Below are 15444 nucleotides of genomic sequence, written 5' to 3'. Positions count from 1 at the left end.
CAATCCCGTTCTCTCGTGCTCGGCCTGCTACCGGGTGTGCCGCTCGATGGTGTGGAGCAGCTCGTACGCCCGAGGAAGGAAGGTCGGCGCCCAGGCCCGCAGACGCGGGCTGTCGGTCCGTCCGCTGAAGTACCTGACCAGGGCCAATGACCGGGCTGCCACCATCAGTTCCAGCGACGCCTCCGCCGATGCGGGCAGGGGGCGCACTGTCCTGTAACCGGCCAGCAGGGCGTCCCGCGCCGCCTTCCCGGAGCCGTTTAGATACGGCCAGAGAAGCGCGACCGCTAGGTCGTACACGTGCAGGCCCCACCCACAGTCATCGAAGTCGATCAGGCCGACGCCGTCGTCGGTCGTCAGGACGTTGCTGGGGTTGAGGTCGCCGTGGATCAGACCCCAGTTACCGTCCTCGCTATTCAGCTGCGCCATCGCGTCACGTGTGCGCGCAGCCATCTCGTCCAGACACCGTCGGTCGACGGGGGCGACGTTTTCGAGCGCAGCGATCCACCCAGCGCCCGCACTGGCACCCCACTTGCTCCAGGTCCGGTCGCCCGTGCGCCACATCCCCGTCCCGACCAGCGCCTCCCAGTCCCACTTTGGGCGGGACAGACCAAGTCCGGCCGCCTCCGGTCCCAGGTTGTGCAGAGCAGCGACTACCACGCCCAGCTGGTGCAAGCTTGTCCAGGACTGCCGGGCACCCGTCGAACCGGGATGCCCGTCGACCCACTCGAACACGGCGATCGGCCGTACGTCCGCCCCGTCGGATGGAGGCAGCGCAGCAAGCGGATCGCCATCGAGGCGAGGCACAGGTACTGGCGTCGCGGCCGGCAGCCGGCTGGCGAGGACGTCCAGCAGTGCCAGCTCCGACCGCACGGAGTCCAGGTCGTGGTAGTCGGGCCGGCCCACTCGGACCACGCGGTTCAGCGTTCCCCGGCCGGCCACCCTGCCCACCCAGCGAAAGGTGAGGTTTTCCGAGTTCTTTAGCAGGCTCAGCGTACCGTCATACATGCCGAAGGCCGGCAGTACACGGGCGTCGAGAGCGGCCGCGATCCGCTCCGCTTCCTGTGAGCGCAGATTGTCCGGCGATGCCGCGGTCGATCGCATCACTGCTTCAGCAGCCGGTCGAGCAGAGCCGCAACATCGTCGAATACCGCCACCGCGCCAGCCTCCATTAGCTCGGCAGTGTCCGCCCCGCCGGACCGCACGCCGACCCCGACTGCTCCGGCCGCAGTCGCCGCCTGCATGTCCCACACGCTGTCGCCGACCACGGCGGTCCGCCGCACGTCCACCGACAAGCTCTCCGCGGCAGCCAGGAAGAGGTCCGGCCACGGCTTGGCCCGGCCGACCTCGGAGAGAGTGACCACCACGTCGGACGGGGCAATGGCGAGCCGCTCCAGCAACGGCCCCGCCGTCGACCGCTCCCCGCTGGTCGCCACCGCCCACGGCATCCGCCGTGCGCGCAGCGTGGCGAGCAGCTCAACGGCGCGGTCAAACGGTCCGACACTAGCGCTCATCTGCGCGAACACCGCCGCCTTAATGGCGCGAAGCTGGCTCAGTTCGTCGGGGTCAACGGGCCGGGTCGACACCCGCCTGAGGAAATCGGCAGCGCCGAGCCCGACGCACTGCCGTACCCGCCAGGTCGGCACGCTGATCCCGACACTGTCCAGCGCGACCTTCCATCCCACCGCGTGCTGAAAGACGCTGTCGACGAGCGTCCCATCCAGATCGAACAGATACCCGTCGACGTCAAAAATCATCATTTGTGTCCGCTTCTGTAGCAATGAGGGGGAAGCACCCACTCTGCTGCCCCGGCTCGTGCTCCTCGGCCGGATCTTGGTCGAGTACGAACGAGATCATTCGTTCGTACTCCTCGACGAGCAGCTGCACCACGGGCGTCGCCAGTTCTCCGGGGTGGTAGCGGAACTGAGTGGACAGCACTTCGCCGGACAGGTCGCACACGACCTTGAGCATGTACGGTTGCCGCTCTCCGCCGGACAGCCCTATACCGAGGTCTACGTCGGCGAGCCGCAGCACACTGGCGCATGTACCGGCATCGTCGACCAGCCGCAGGTTGAGGGACACGGCCGGTTCCGGCATGTCCCGCAACTCCGACCTGACGGCCGGGTCGGGATAGTGGTCCCGCGCCCACCGTCCGATCAGTCGAGAGCCGGGGATGTCGGCCAGCGACCGCGCGGTGGCGGAGAGGACGCGCGGTGGCGAGACCGCGTCCCCCAAGTCGAAGAACGTGGAGACGTACTCCGCGAGCCAGCCGACGGTCCGAGACAGGTCTGGTCCCGAACGGATCTGGTCACGACCGTTGATGACAACGTCGATCAGGGTCGCGGTCGCCCCGAGCACCGTGACGAGTCCCATGTTGATCGCACTCGTGATCACGGTTTCGTACCCCCGCTGCCGCAAACGACGACGTCGAGCCTCGTCAGCCACCGCGCAGGTTGAACGGATGGTGGCGATCTCCGCGAGGGGACGTGGGTGCACATCGCTTGACCGCAGCGCGTCGGGTAACCGATCCCACGGACGCCCACGCCAGTAGGTCAGGTACCGCGCCGCCTCATCTGACGTGGTGTGGTTGATCGCGAAGCTCACCCACGCCCTCATCGAGGTCGCCGGCCTCGGCTGGGCGGCCAGGCCCTGCCGTGCCCGCTGCAGCGCCTCCTCTAGGTCGGCGTGGATAACATCCCAGCTCAGCCCGTCGAACATGAGGTGGTGCAGGACGGCCAACAGCCCCCACGGCCGTCCACCGTGGGCGAGGATCCGGAAGACCGCGACGCTGGCTGTCGCCAGGTCGACCTCGGCGCGCGCCTCGTCCGCCGTCGCGCGGACGGCGTAGTGCCGGTCCGGCGGCACTTCCACCACACGAACCGGCAACTGGTGATCGGCGACCGCCACGATCTGCTGCCGAGGTGGCGTCGCAGTCACGTCGATCCGGGAACGCAACGATCCGTGCCGCGCAACGACGGCGCCGAGGGCCGCCAGAACCTGCCCCTCGGTAACGGCCTCATGGATGGTCAGTAGCTGCGCGACCGTCAAATCGTTCAGCCGGGTCGTCCTGGCCAGGGATAGCTGCTGAATGGGCGTGAGCGCGAACGGAACGACCTCGTCGCGGTCGCTGCCCGCATCGCTATTCCTCGTGGCGAGTTCGACAAACTGGCGCAGGTTGGCGCACTCGAAGATCTCCGGCAGTCCGATCGACAGGCCCCGCTGCTGGGCACGCCTGGCCAACCTAATGGCTAAGAGCGAGTCGCCGCCAAGGTCGAAGAAGTTGTCGTCTGGATCCACGTGTGGACGGTCCAACACCTCGCACCACAGCTGGCTGACCTGCCCCTCGAGACTATCCATGCCCATCAGCTAACACCTCCGGTGGAATGACCTGCGCCGCCCACCGCACAGCGACCCGCACGATGTCCCGCACCACTGCGGGCACGTCGAGGATCAGCGTCTGCAACTGTGACCGCCGTAGCGGGACAGCTACTAGGCCACCTAGTCGTAGCCGCAGACAAGGCACAGGCAGAACGTCTTGTAAGTACCGAACGGCCGCAGCAAGTATGTCGGCCGCGCAGACGCTGAGGCACCTCGCCGGCTTGCCGTGACCACGAGCGGAAGTGCACCGTGCCGGCTCCAGCGTAGGGCAAACAGAGCCGAGCATTGCCCGCCGCATGGCGCGTCGGAGCAGGATCGAGGCAGACGAACCTACTGCACTCCATCTGGTCCTTCCAGCTGCGAAATCTGGCCGTGCAGTCCGTTGCGGGACAGGTCGACCGGAACATTGGAGGCGTTCTCGAGAACGTCCCGCCAGTAGCCGATGGTTCGGTAGCCCACCGAGTCGGACACCCCGAAGAGTTCGCCGCGCGGCCCGACGAACAGGTATCGGCCCACCCGGTCCGTCTGCTCCTGCCCGACCATGTGACCCGGACCGATAATGGTGCGAGCCTCGGCCAGCGCTCGACGAAATGTGGCATTGTCCACCTGATGCTCGTCGCTGCTGTCGAGCCCGATGCCTGCCGCGACGAACTGGTACAGCTTCCAGCGGTCCCATACCGGCCGCCGGTCCGACAGGAGGTAGGCGATGTTGGGGATGTCATCGGCGTTCACCGCGCTGACGACCGTGCGTACCGTGATTTGCACCGCTGGCGCGGCCCTTCGGACGGTGTCGAGAGCGCTCAGCGCCGCATCGAATGCAAGGTCCGCCAACTTCCCTTGCCGCATCTTAGCGTTGACCGCCACGTTGGAGCCGTCGATCGGAATGCCGATCTCGTCAACGTAGCGCAGGAGATCCTGGTGGCGACCCAGCCGGATGCCGTTGGTGGACAGCGTCACCCGGAAGCCTTCCTCGGAGGCGTGCCGCAGGAGTCCTCCTATGTCTCGGCGCAGCAGCGGCTCGCCCCCCGTGAACACCACGGCCGACGTGCCGCCAGCCCTAAACCGGGAGAGCAAATCTTTCCATTCGGCGGTGTCGAGCCCGTCGCGGATGTCGTGATCGGGCCCCCAGCAGAAGGTGCACCGAAGGTTGCAACGGGCGGTGGGGTTGATGTCGATAGAGCTGGGATAGGCGAAGGGAGGACCCGGCTCGCGAGTCCCGCTCTCACGAGAGTCGTTGGCCACTGAGCTCCCCTGAGACGAACTTGACAATCTCCGGCCCGTACTCTTCGTCCTGCACGGCCGCGAGGGCGGAAATGCGGAGAAAGTTCGACCAGTCCCCGATGTCGACAGAACACTCGCCGGGCCACATCGGCGCGGCCCATACGGCCTTCGTCGGGGTGACCAGCCGCGCCGCCGAGGAGACGCGCACCTCGCCGTCAGGGCCGACTGGGGTTCGGCGCATGACGTCCAGCATGTCGGGCGACAGTGCCCAGTAGCCACGGGGAACGAGCACGCTCAGCCGACCGCTCTCGCTCACCGGTGCGGGCGCGCTCAGATCGATCGGGAAGGGATCACGGTCCTGCGGGTCGGCCGCGGTGGATGCGATGAGTGGAATGTTCAGGGCCGGTGCCCCGACGGCCATCTGCCGGGGCACCCACTCAGTTAGTGCAATCGCCATCACCGACCGCTGCTCGAAGGCGGCGACCAGGCGCTGGAGCGCCGTCAGCGGAGAGGCGCTGGTGGCCGGCTTCCCCATGTAGCAGTCGGGGCTAGCGAACATAAAGCCGGAATCACCGATCCACTCGGCCGCGTGCAGGATCGCACCCGCCGACCCACGCAGATCAGGGCCCTGCACCACGTAGGAGATATCAACGCCCAAGGCCTTGCCGTCGCCGAAGTAGTCCATGATCGCGTCTCGGCGGAAGTCGACCACCACCATGACCTCCTCGATGCCCGCCATTCGCAGGTTGGAGATCACATGCTCGAGAATGGGGGTGCGCCCGATCGGCAGCATCGGCTTGGGCACGGTGGCGGTCAGTGGCCACAGGCGCGACCCGGTGCCGGCGGCCGGGATGACGGCCTTGCAAATCCTCACTCCGGCCGTCCCTGCGCGGCGCAGCCAACGGCGCCCGAGGCGTCCGTCCACTCCATCCACCGCCCGTGAGGGTCGATGAACGCGAGTTCCGCTTCGGCCACCCGGACGCCGTCGCGATACTCGGCGAACAACAGCTGCGTCGAGCGCTTGCCGAAGTCTCCGAGCGTCACCTCGAACACGGGCCGGGACAGGCTGGCCCGTTCCAGGATCGCGCGTGCCGTGTCCCTACCGTCGGCGAAGGCCTGGTTGACTACGAAGGAGAAGAGGACGCACACGGGTGACGAGTCGTCCGGCAACCCGCTCAACACCTCGGGCAGCACAATGCCTGCGTCACCAGCACGCAGGTCCAGAACCGCCGCCTTCGCGACGGCCGCCGCCGCATCGAACAACGGCAGCCGGTCGACGTGGTCGGCGAAGATCAACGCGCGTACCCACGCGGCCTCGTCGGGGTCGGCGACATCGACCGGGAACAGGTCGAGGCCGATCCGGCTTAGCGGTGTGGGAATCGAGTCGCCGATCGGGGGTTCCAGCTCACCGCGCAGCTGACAGTTGATGACGACAGGGCTCGCCGGGTCACCGAGCTCAGCCCCGTTGGAGTAGAGATATCGGAACCGCTCGACGCACATGACCAGCCCGGCGCTGGCCCCGACGTCGATCAGGTGAAAGCGCCCGGCACGCCCCATCACCTCCTGTAGGGCCGGCAGGATTAGCCCAGCGCGCCGTACCTCGTTGGACTGGACGGTCCGCTTGGAGATGATTTCTCGGATTTGATCGCCGTAACTGCGTGAGAAGTCCTGAAGCTGAGCGAACGCCTCGTCGTAGTCACGGGAGTAGCTGTCCGGGCTGACGCTGGGGTAGAACTTGGCCAGTGGGTGATCGGTGCCTGAGAGCAGGAGGTAGTGCACAGCGCCGAAGTACATGTTCGGCGCGGGCTGCCCGCCCCTGACATTCAGCGCGAGCTTGAGGATGCCCTCTTCCTTGGACGCAGCAGCCGCCAGGTGCTCATAGAGTTCCGACGAGCCGCGGCACAGCTTCTCGGAGAAGTGCATGAACTGCGCCGACAGGGTCTCCAAGGTCTGCTCGGCGTGGCGGTCGTATTTCTGGTGAAGGCTCATGCTCGGCTCCCGGAACGCTCGAAGACGTAGCCCCGCTCGACCAGCGTGTCGGCGAGGTCGAAGGGCTTTTCCAAGTTGCCGCGCCGCTTCTCGGTGTCAGCGTTCATTTCGCTGACGATCGTGGCGGCCATCGCCTCCGCGAGCAGGCGCGGCACGGCGACAACGCCGTCGTCGTCGCCGAGGATGACGTCGCCCGGCGCTACAGTCGCCCCGCCGCACACTACCTGGACGTTCACCGCGCCCATCTCCGCCAAGGGATACGAAAAGTTGCGCGGCGTAACAGCGCGGACAAACGTTGGAAAGCCGACGCGCCGGATGTCGGCCGCGTCGCGAGTAGCGCCGTCGATGATGATGCCCGCCAGACCACGGGCAGCCATCTGCCTGGCCGTGTACTCGCCGAAGCAGGCGCGGTCCTCGACACCGCCGGCAGCCACCACGAGGACGTCGCCCGGCTTGGCAAGATCGATCGCCATACGCCGGACGGAGACATCTGCTCCGAGTACCGTGACAGCGGTACCGCACACCTTCATGCCCGGCAACAACGCCGAGATCCGCGGCGACATTGCGCCGTACTTGCCGAGCTTGTCCAGCACGAACCCGGTGTAGCACTGCGCCAGTGCGGACACCGCCAACGGCGATGTGCGCTCGATGTCGCACACGATACGACCGGCTTGTGGATGATTTTGGGCAGCCGCAACCACCGCAACCTCCCCCGTGAGTCAGTACAACCGCGACGGATGGTTGGGCCGGCGCGACAACGGACGAAAAGGTAGCAGCGACCTTACGTGACAGCAACATCCGCTTTGCGGAAACGTCCACACCCGAGCAAGAGCCCACGAAAGCAGCGAATTCGGATGAAGCGGCTGAGCTCAGCGTTCAGACTTGCCGACAAAGGCATAAGGATCGCCAAAGTGGCAGGCGGGCAGTGATCAAGAGGGAGCCGCCACGTCTCACCAGCGACGACTTCGGCGAGCCGCCCCTCAGTGAGCCATTTTCATCGTGACGGTGCAGGTCACGGGCGGTGCGGGAAGGCCGGTGTCTATGTAGGACGAGGCTCCCGGTAAGACAGCAATCGACCAAGATCAGATGCCCCAACCGGGAGCCTCGCTGTGCTGCCGTACCCCGACATGTGCTGTCTTACCCTGCCGCGATTCCGTTGTCCACCCGCAGCCTGAACCACCTCGCCGCCCTCATCCGAACCCGCCGCCAGCAGCAACGGTCTCGGTGGCGACGCCTCGACCCCGGCCGGCAAGCCCTGCTCGCCCTGGCCCACCTGCGCAACGGCGACACCTACACCCGCCTGGCCGCCGGATTCGACATCGGCGTCACGACCGCCTGGCGTTATGTCCGCGAGGCCATCGACCTGCTCGCCGCGACCGCCGACGACCTGGCCACGGCCATGACCAGGATCCGTCTGCTCGCCTACGCAATCCTCGACGGCACCCTGATCCCGATCGACCGGGTCGCCAACCAGAAGCCGTACTACTCCGGAAAACACAAGCGTCACGGCGTGAACGTGCAGGTCATCGCCGACGCGGCCGGGCGTCTCGTCTGGGCCTCGGCCGCGCTGCCCGCCTCGACGCACGACCTGACCGCCGCCCGCACCCACGGCATCATCGACGCCCTGGCCAGCACCGACGTGATGACCTTCGCGGACAAGGGCTATCAAGGCGCCCCCGGCAGCGTGCGCACCCCGTTCAAGCGGCGCCGCTTCCGGCCGAAGCTGTCACGCCGGCAGAAGGCCGTCAACCGAGCGCACGCGAAGATCCGCGCCCGCGGCGAACGCGCGATCGCCACCCTCAAGACCTGGAAAATCCTGGTCAAGCTGCGCTGCTGCCCACGCCGAGCGACCGCGATCGTGCAGGCCATCCTCGTCCTGCACCGCGTCGAAGCCGACCGCCACGCAGGATGAAAATGGCTCAATGTTTCGATTCCGGTTTTAAGAAACGTCTCGTGGCACGGTCCTCAGTCCGCTGAGGACGATCGTTGGCGATGCCTGAGCGCAGGTGATCTCCACAGCCCGCCCCGAGTGGATCTTTTTGTTCACCGGGTTGCGGCCTGCCCAGTTCCGCCGACTGGTCCGGCTGGTCGCCGAGCGTGGCGGGGAATCGATCGCCGAGGGCCGGCCGGGCCGACAGCGGGCCCTCGACTTGGCCGATCGGGTGCTGCTGGTAGCCGCCTACTGGCGCAGCAAGCTGACCATGCGCCAGATCGTGGCGCTGTCTTGGGGTGTCGCACTCCGCCGCCCACGGATCATCGACACCCTCGGACCCCTGCTGGCCCTCACCCTGGTCCGCCAGCGGCCGGTCAGCCAGATCGCCATCGTCGACTGCACCCTGATCCCGACCCGGGACCACCGCCTCGCCGCAGCGAGCAAGAATTACCAGCACTCGGCGAACCTGCAGGTCGCCATCGACGCCAGCACCCGACCCGGTCATCGCCATCGGCGACCCATAACCCGGCAACTGAAACGGCGCTATCGCCTACCGCACCTCAGGCACCTATCAGAAATGTGCCGGACGGCCCTCGTGGCCGACGGCGTCTACTGCGGCAACCCGGAGGTGATCCCGTACCGCGAGCCCCCACGGCGGCGGGCCGCTACCGCCGTGGAAAGAAGACTTAATGCAGCATCGCACCGTCCAAGCGCAGATCGAACGCGCCTTGGCCAGAAAAGAACTGGAAGGTCCTACGCGGCCATCGCCACTCCGCCCATACATTGACTGCTGTCTATCTCGGCGTCGCTCACCTGCACCACGTCGCTCTGAGCTAGTGACCGCCCGTCCAGGCCGCAGGCAACCCCTCCATCCAGTTGCTCGGTTGTCTGCACCCGACCCCGCCCGGACCGGCCTGCCAGTGAGCTGTCCGGGCACCTCTTCGCTCTGCGGATGCGGTCCCGCCGGCCGGACCATCCGACGCGGCGACGTGGTCCTGCCCGAATGCTGGCTGCTCCTGTAATAGCCCCCCGGCCAGCACGAACCCACCGACTACTGACTGTCCGACCTGCCCGCCGAGACGCCACTGACCGAACTGGTCCGCCCCGGTCAGAAGCCGCTGACGCGTCCAGCACGACTACCGCGAGCTGGAGGCCGCCCTCGGGCTTCGACCACTTCGAAAGCCGCTCCTGGATCGGCTGGCACCACCACGTCGCCCTCAGCACTACAAGCGACGCATCCGGACGGGTAGGTGGTTAATGCCGAGGATGAAGTTGGAGCGCATCCGTTCCAACTTCCCATCTATTTCCCACTCGATCCGGTTGTCGATCAGTGTCTTGAAGAGAATCGACAGTTCCACATGACCCAGCATGGCACCGATACATCGGTGGATGCCGTTGCCGTACGACAGATGCTTGTTCGGTGTACGGGCAACATCGAAACGGTGCGGGTCGGGAAACTGCTCCGAATCACGGTTGGCGGACACGTTCCACAGCGTGACCGGGTCCCCCCGTCGGATGGTGCGGCCGGCCAGTTCGGTGTCCCGGCCAGCGATTCGTAGCACGTACGCGTTTGTGGAACTCCACCTCAGGATCTCATTGATCGCGGCGTCCAACAAATGAGCGTCGTCCGACAAACGTTGATACTGCTCAGGGTGCTCGGCCAATGCGACCAGGCCGGACGAGGCGGTGTGCGAGGTTGTCTCATTGCCCCCAACCGCGACGTTCATGCAGTTGTAGAGCACCTCCTCCTCTGACAAACGGCGACCGTTTAGCTCGGCGGCGGCCAGGATGCTGATAACGTCCGGCCCGGGTCGCCCTCGCCGGGAGGCGAGCAGCTCATCGAAGAACTCGAAGATCTCCATCTGGATTGCGGCGAGTCGCAGGCGCTCGTCGCCGGTCTGATCGACGTAGCCCGGGTCCCGGTAACCGACCATGCGTCTGGTCATGTCGATCAGCGCGCGTGCGTCTTGGTGGCCGATGTCCATCATGACCATAAGCGCCCCGGCCGGCAGCTCCGGCCCGATGTCGGTCGCGAAGTCGCAGCCCCCATCCGCGATCGCGCGGTCGACGGCTGCTTCCACGAGGCTCTCGACCTGTCGGGCGACTCGGGCGACCATCTCGGAGGAGAACGCGCGGTGCATCTGCTGGCGCAGCAGACGGTGCCGCGGCGGGTCAGTCGAGACCAGCATCCGGCCCGCCGCCGTGTCCGCTTCACTGCGGTAGGAGCCGCCTAGCATGGCCCCGCCGGACGACAAAAAGGTGGCGTGGTCCAGGTAGCTCGCGGACACCTCGGCATACCGGGTCAGCGCCCAGAAGCCACCCCCGTCAGGCAATCCGTGCCAGTGGACCGGGTCGTGTTCTCTCAGCAGGTCGAACATTGCGTGGTGCTGCCCACGGGCGAATACATCGACATCCGTCAGCGTCACCGATTCAGAAGTGATGGTCACCCGAAGAGGCCTTTCGCTTGCGAACGATTGTCGCGAGGTCAGCGAGCACCGTCGTACTCAGGACGTCCTGCATATCGAGCGGCGCGCCGGTGTCATTGATGACCCGGCGGCGGACGCGGAACGCCAGGAGCGAGTTCCCACCGAGCGCGAAGAAGTCGTCATGGACCCCAACCTGCTCGACATCGAGCAACTCCTCCCAAAGCTTGGCAAGGTAAGATTCCACCGCGTCTCGCGGTGGCACGGTGTCTCGGCGCCGGTCGAGTTCCTTGCGCGCCAGGTCCGCCAGTTGCCGGGTGTCCCGCTTGCCGTGATCGTTCGCCGGGATCTTCGGGACGACGGCGAAGGCGCTGGGGACCATGTACTCGGGCATAGTCTCAGTAGCATGTTCGCGCAGCTTCCGCAGCGACATCTTCTCCTCTCCCGCTACGAGCGCCACGAGATGCTTGCCGTCGCCCTCCCCGATTGCGACCACCGCCACCTCCAACACCCCGCCGAGGCGGGCGAGAGTTCGTTCCACCTCCCTCGGCTCGACGCGGTAGCCCCGCACCTTGACTTGATCGTCGATTCGGCCCAGGAACTCTAGCTGCCCGTCCTCACGCCGCCGCGCCAAGTCACCCGTCGCGTACATACGGCCGGGGTGGAAAGGATTCGGAAGGAAGCTGGCCGCGGTGAGCCGTGGCTGGCCGAGGTATCCTCGGGCCACCCCCGATCCTCCCACGAACAGCTCACCGGTCCTCCCATCGGCAACCGGATAGCGGTTCTGATCCAGTACGTAGATCTGTGCATCCGCCAAAGGAGCGCCGATGGGCACGCTGGTGTCGTCCGGCAGCACGGTCTTGACCCGGTACGAGGTGCAGGCGGTCGTGCCCTCGGTTGGCCCATACAGATTGTGGAAGTGACCACGAAAGGAGCTGCTCAGCAGGTCACGGCACGCAGAGGGCAGGATAACGTCGCCGCCAGTGTGCAGGAGGCGCAACGTCGAGAAGGATTCCCGGTCCTCGCGTACAACATGGTTGACCGCCATGGTGGGCACCAGCATCGCGGTGATCCGTTGACGGCGCAGTTCGCGTTGCAGATCTCCTCCGATCAGGTCAGGCATGGTGGGCAGTACGACGATTTCCGCCCCCGCTGCCAAAGAGCACCAGACCTCGAAGTTGAACGCGTCGAACGACAGACTCGACACGTGTCCCACCCGATCCTGTGGAAGGATTTGGGGCAGCGCCGGATTTACAGCGAAATATGCGAGATTGCGGTGCTCCAGGACGATGGCCTTTGGCGTTCCCGAGGATCCCGAGGTGAAGAGGACGCAGGCGGCCTGGCAACCCATCACCGAAGTAGCGGGCAAGTGGTCAGGACTCTCGCCCGTCAGATCCGGCGGTAGCGGCGCTATCGCCTCCAGTCCGGCGAGGCCGTCCTGTGGGCCGGGCGTCGTGATTACGAGCCGCGCTCCGCTGTTTTTGATCATGAGATCACGTCGCGAGTCCGGCAAACGGGCGTCGATCGGGACGTATGCACCGCCGGCCTTGAGCGTGGCCAGCAGCGCGATGATCACGTCGACGCCCCGGGGGAGGAATACAGCCACGCGGTCCTCGCGCTGAACGCCTCGGCCCACCAGGGCCGCCGCCATCGCGTCCGACGCCTGGTCCAGTTGGACGTACGTGAGGGAGCGGACGGCGTCGGACACGGCCGGGCGGCCGCCGTGACGCGCAACGCTGTCGGCGAACAACGTCAGCAGGTTGGGGTGATCGCAGGTGGAGGAATCCATGCATTCGGCGACAGGCTCGGCCGAGGTCGACCCCAGCGCCTCCGCCTGTTTGAGGCACGTCGCATACGTTCCCTGGTGACCAGTCGGCGTCCAATCGGCGGGCAGTTCCCGATCCACCGGCCAGATACTCAACTGCCCGTTCGTCCAACGCACCACCTGGAATGCCATTCCGCTGCGTTCCCAGCTCGCGGCCTCAGGCTGCATGCTCGGCCTCCTTGACGAGGATCGAGAGCACGGCTTCTGCGGTGCTGGCGTGGCGAAGCAGGTCGTTGCGCGACGCGTCGATGGCGACGGTTAGAGTTCGCGTGGCACCCGGCCATTCCGACGCGTGCTCGTGCCCTCGGGAAACAATCTGGTACGCCGGTCCACCCCAGGCCGGCCACGAGGTGTTATGTGCCGCCACGAGGTGGCCCAGCCAGTCGAGGTAGAAGTCAGCGATGGCCTCGGCATCGGCCATTGTGGCAGCGGCGTCGCCGGGAGAGTAGGTCGCCGCCTGCTCACCGACACCCAGCAGTCCCGCGTGCATTGACCGGAGCACTGCCTCCGGCCGCTCGCGCACGGCCACTTCGTCGAACATCGACGTCGGGGTCCACCCCGCCTCGTCCACGGAGAGAAACTCTCTCAGCTTATGGAGCGCCATCTCGTATTGCTCCTGGACCGCAGGTGCCCGGGCAGGTTCGCCGTCGAAGAGTATCAGCGGCAATGCGCGGCCGGTGATGGCGTAAACATAGGCCGCCAACTCCTGTGCGATGGGAGCCGCCATACAGTACGCCAGCACCGCCCGCACGCCGTCAACGTCGCCCTGCCGGCCCAGCAGCTCCATGGCGTAAGCGCCAGCGGAAAACTGCCGCGGAAACGGTGGGCTCAGCATGTAGTGCACCATGTGCCCGTGCGACTCGAGGTCCAGCGCCGACACGGGCGCCTCCGGCCGCCGCCCGGTGTAGTCGAGGACGAGAATTCTGCCAGTCCCTCCCGCGCCATCACTGGCGCCGGGTGTCCATGCCTCATTAATCAATGCAATCCCTCGAAATATGCCAAGAGTGGAAGGTCTGACGACAGCGGTCCCCGTCATCTTCCTCTCTCCCCCAATGCCGGCGCCGCGTGGCTCGTGCCGCTTACGGGGCCAACATGCGGCTGCGTCTCTACAAGATCGGCCGACGCCATCGCCTCCTCTGGCTGCAATGGGGCGTGCGAGGAAAGCGTCCAGGTGATCGGCATGGCGAGCGCGGCCAGCGTCACGGCCAGATAGAGGACCGAGGCACCGACGAGCGTAACCTGCGTGGTGATCGTCGCCGCGACCGAACCAACGACGGCCAGCCCGATGGGCCGCAGGACGGTGGAGCCGAGATAGTCGTAGGCGATGACCCGCGATAGCACACGTTCGGGCACGTGGTTCTGCATCACGCTTTCCCAAATCGCGTCGGCGAAGGCTATCACGGCACCAAAGAGGAACGACATGCCAGCGAGGGCATAGACCGGTGCCGGCGCCGCGAGCCCCAGCAGCACGGCCGGTGAAAGCAGCAGCGACCCGCCGACCGCGACCAGTGGCCGCTTTGGATGCCACCGCACCGCGACGAGACTGCCCAGGAGCGACCCCATACCCACGGAGGCCGACATGATCGCCCACGCGGTCCCGCCACCCAGGGAGGTCTTAGCGACGACTGGGCCGAGCACCCAGAAGACGGCGAGAAGCGCGAACTGGAACAGCGCGAAGTTCAGGATCCAGGAACGCAGCCATGACCGGGAGATTACCTCGTTCCAGCCCTCCGCCAGGTCCCGCACGAAGCTCTGGCGCTCCTTCGCAGGCCCTCGCTCTGCGGGACTGACACGAGTGAGCAGGAAAGCACTGACCGCGAACGACGCTGCATCGATGGCAAGTGCCCATGCGGGACTGGTTACCGCGAGGAGTACACCGGCGATCGCCGGGCCGGCCACGTGGGTCAGGCCTGCCATCGAGTACATAAGGCCGACACCCCGCTGACGCAGCTCCCGGGGCAGCACCTGTGCTAACAGGCCACTCGACGCTGGCCGGTAAAAGGCGGTCGCCGTGCCGTGAACGGCTTGGAGGACCACCATGGCCCACATGGGCGCATGGTTGGCGAAGATGAGCGCCGCGAAGATGCCCTGGCTGACGAATCGCACCGCGTCGGAGCCGACCATGATCAGCTGACGGGGCAGTCGGTCAGCCCATACGCCGCCGGTCAGGACGAACAGCGCCATGGGCACCGTCCGCGACAGGAGGACGATTCCCAGGGCGGAGGCGGAGCCGGTGACCTGCAGTACCGCGAAGGCGAGTGCTACCGGAACGACCTGGTCACCGAGGAATGAAGCCATGTTCGCGAAGAAAAGGTTGCGGTAGTCCCGCACTCCTAGCGGTAGGACAGACTCCCTGATGGAGGCTGACATCAGACATTCCTCTCGACGAGCTGTCGGGCATCTTCGCCTGACCGCCCCGGTGCCATGGAAAATGATGGGTCTTAGCGTGTCCTGGCGAACGGGACGGGCGGTCCCTTTCGTCATCCAGACCGCTGTGGATCCCGAGCCTGTGGCCGCTATACAGAGGCTGCGGCATTGCCGGGGGGGGATGCTTACGGGCCCAACTGCACCCCGGTCTCCCCAGGGGCGTCGAACGCCTGCCGAACATCAGCGTTTGGCTGGCCGATTGGGGGTACTACAACGCGGCCTGGCCCAGCCTTGGCACCCGTGACGTGGTG

Annotated in this window: 12 protein-coding genes and 2 pseudogenes; 3 read left to right on the top strand and 11 right to left on the bottom strand. The window is 66.3% G+C overall.

Features of this window, described 5'->3' with window-relative positions; genetic code table 11:
• Positions 1 to 27 precede the first annotated feature (27 nt).
• From MICAU_RS09240 to MICAU_RS09210, 7 genes are all read right to left on the bottom strand, one after another.
• The gene (locus tag MICAU_RS09240; RefSeq protein ID WP_013285030.1) at positions 28 to 1101 is read right to left on the bottom strand and encodes a phosphotransferase enzyme family protein; all 1074 of its coding nucleotides are present in this window, start codon (positions 1099 to 1101) and stop codon (positions 28 to 30) included.
• Entirely contained in the window at positions 1101 to 1757 is a 657-nt protein-coding gene (locus MICAU_RS09235; RefSeq protein ID WP_041798899.1) for an HAD family hydrolase, read from the bottom strand. Before MICAU_RS09235 ends, MICAU_RS09240 begins: the two co-directional genes overlap by 1 nt.
• Positions 1744 to 3354 (bottom strand): condensation domain-containing protein, encoded by a 1611-nt coding sequence (locus MICAU_RS09230; protein ID WP_162881515.1) that lies wholly within the window; start codon positions 3352 to 3354, stop codon positions 1744 to 1746. The genes MICAU_RS09235 and MICAU_RS09230 overlap by 14 nt, the downstream gene beginning before the upstream one ends.
• Before the next feature lie 351 nt (positions 3355 to 3705).
• Positions 3706 to 4617, bottom strand: a complete 912-nt coding sequence (locus tag MICAU_RS09225; RefSeq protein WP_013285027.1) for a radical SAM protein — start codon at positions 4615 to 4617, stop codon at positions 3706 to 3708.
• Entirely contained in the window at positions 4598 to 5470 is an 873-nt protein-coding gene (locus MICAU_RS09220; protein ID WP_013285026.1) for a nucleotidyltransferase family protein, read from the bottom strand. The genes MICAU_RS09225 and MICAU_RS09220 overlap by 20 nt, the downstream gene beginning before the upstream one ends.
• Positions 5467 to 6585, bottom strand: a complete 1119-nt coding sequence (locus MICAU_RS09215) for a DUF2332 domain-containing protein (protein ID WP_013285025.1) — start codon at positions 6583 to 6585, stop codon at positions 5467 to 5469. Before MICAU_RS09215 ends, MICAU_RS09220 begins: the two co-directional genes overlap by 4 nt.
• Positions 6582 to 7286 carry an RraA family protein gene (locus tag MICAU_RS09210; protein ID WP_013285024.1) on the bottom strand — a complete coding sequence of 235 codons (705 nt, stop codon included), beginning with the start codon at positions 7284 to 7286 and terminating at the stop codon, positions 6582 to 6584. The genes MICAU_RS09215 and MICAU_RS09210 overlap by 4 nt, the downstream gene beginning before the upstream one ends.
• Before the next feature lie 428 nt (positions 7287 to 7714).
• Here MICAU_RS09210 and MICAU_RS09205 point away from each other — a divergent pair, with 428 nt between their 5' ends.
• The 3 genes and pseudogenes from MICAU_RS09205 to MICAU_RS33070 all read left to right on the top strand — a co-directional run.
• Entirely contained in the window at positions 7715 to 8497 is a 783-nt protein-coding gene (locus MICAU_RS09205) for an IS5/IS1182 family transposase (protein WP_013285023.1), read from the top strand.
• A 94-nt stretch (positions 8498 to 8591) separates the two neighbouring features.
• Positions 8592 to 9355: pseudogene (locus MICAU_RS09200) on the top strand (transposase family protein).
• Between the two features lie 67 nt (positions 9356 to 9422).
• Positions 9423 to 9776, top strand: a pseudogene (locus tag MICAU_RS33070) (IS701 family transposase); the annotation flags it as partial.
• Here the strand turns inward: MICAU_RS33070 and MICAU_RS09195 are convergent.
• From MICAU_RS09195 to MICAU_RS09180, 4 genes are all read right to left on the bottom strand, one after another.
• On the bottom strand, positions 9742 to 10896 hold the full coding sequence (locus MICAU_RS09195) for a cytochrome P450 (protein ID WP_114919807.1): 1155 nt from the start codon (positions 10894 to 10896) through the stop codon (positions 9742 to 9744). The pseudogene MICAU_RS33070 and the gene MICAU_RS09195 sit on opposite strands and share 35 nt — an antisense overlap.
• A gap of 52 nt (positions 10897 to 10948) precedes the next feature.
• Positions 10949 to 12934: a non-ribosomal peptide synthetase gene (locus tag MICAU_RS09190; RefSeq protein ID WP_013285021.1), complete on the bottom strand. Its 1986-nt coding sequence runs from the start codon at positions 12932 to 12934 to the stop codon at positions 10949 to 10951.
• Positions 12924 to 13646, bottom strand: coding sequence for a hypothetical protein (locus tag MICAU_RS09185; RefSeq protein ID WP_013285020.1), 723 nt, complete (start codon positions 13644 to 13646; stop codon positions 12924 to 12926). The genes MICAU_RS09190 and MICAU_RS09185 overlap by 11 nt, the downstream gene beginning before the upstream one ends.
• Positions 13647 to 13798: 152 nt before the next feature.
• Positions 13799 to 15136 (bottom strand): MFS transporter, encoded by a 1338-nt coding sequence (locus MICAU_RS09180; protein ID WP_013285019.1) that lies wholly within the window; start codon positions 15134 to 15136, stop codon positions 13799 to 13801.
• Between the last annotated feature and the right edge of the window lie 308 nt (positions 15137 to 15444).

Origin of the sequence: Micromonospora aurantiaca ATCC 27029 (genome assembly GCF_000145235.1) — a bacterium.
In the GTDB taxonomy this organism is placed as follows: domain Bacteria; phylum Actinomycetota; class Actinomycetes; order Mycobacteriales; family Micromonosporaceae; genus Micromonospora; species Micromonospora aurantiaca.
This window is presented reverse-complemented; position numbering and strand designations above follow the sequence as displayed.

What these genes read in the sequence shown, in the direction of transcription:
- MICAU_RS09235 (WP_041798899.1), bottom strand. Translation starts at nt 1,757, where the DNA reads ATGATGATTTTTGACGTCGACGGGTATCTGTTCGATCTGGATGGGACG.
- MICAU_RS09190 (WP_013285021.1), bottom strand. Translation starts at nt 12,934, where the DNA reads ATGCAGCCTGAGGCCGCGAGCTGGGAACGCAGCGGAATGGCATTCCAG.
- MICAU_RS09230 (WP_162881515.1), bottom strand. Translation starts at nt 3,354, where the DNA reads ATGGATAGTCTCGAGGGGCAGGTCAGCCAGCTGTGGTGCGAGGTGTTG.
- MICAU_RS09180 (WP_013285019.1), bottom strand. Translation starts at nt 15,136, where the DNA reads ATGTCAGCCTCCATCAGGGAGTCTGTCCTACCGCTAGGAGTGCGGGAC.
- MICAU_RS09215 (WP_013285025.1), bottom strand. Translation starts at nt 6,585, where the DNA reads ATGAGCCTTCACCAGAAATACGACCGCCACGCCGAGCAGACCTTGGAG.
- MICAU_RS09195 (WP_114919807.1), bottom strand. Translation starts at nt 10,896, where the DNA reads ATGTTCGACCTGCTGAGAGAACACGACCCGGTCCACTGGCACGGATTG.
- MICAU_RS09240 (WP_013285030.1), bottom strand. Translation starts at nt 1,101, where the DNA reads ATGCGATCGACCGCGGCATCGCCGGACAATCTGCGCTCACAGGAAGCG.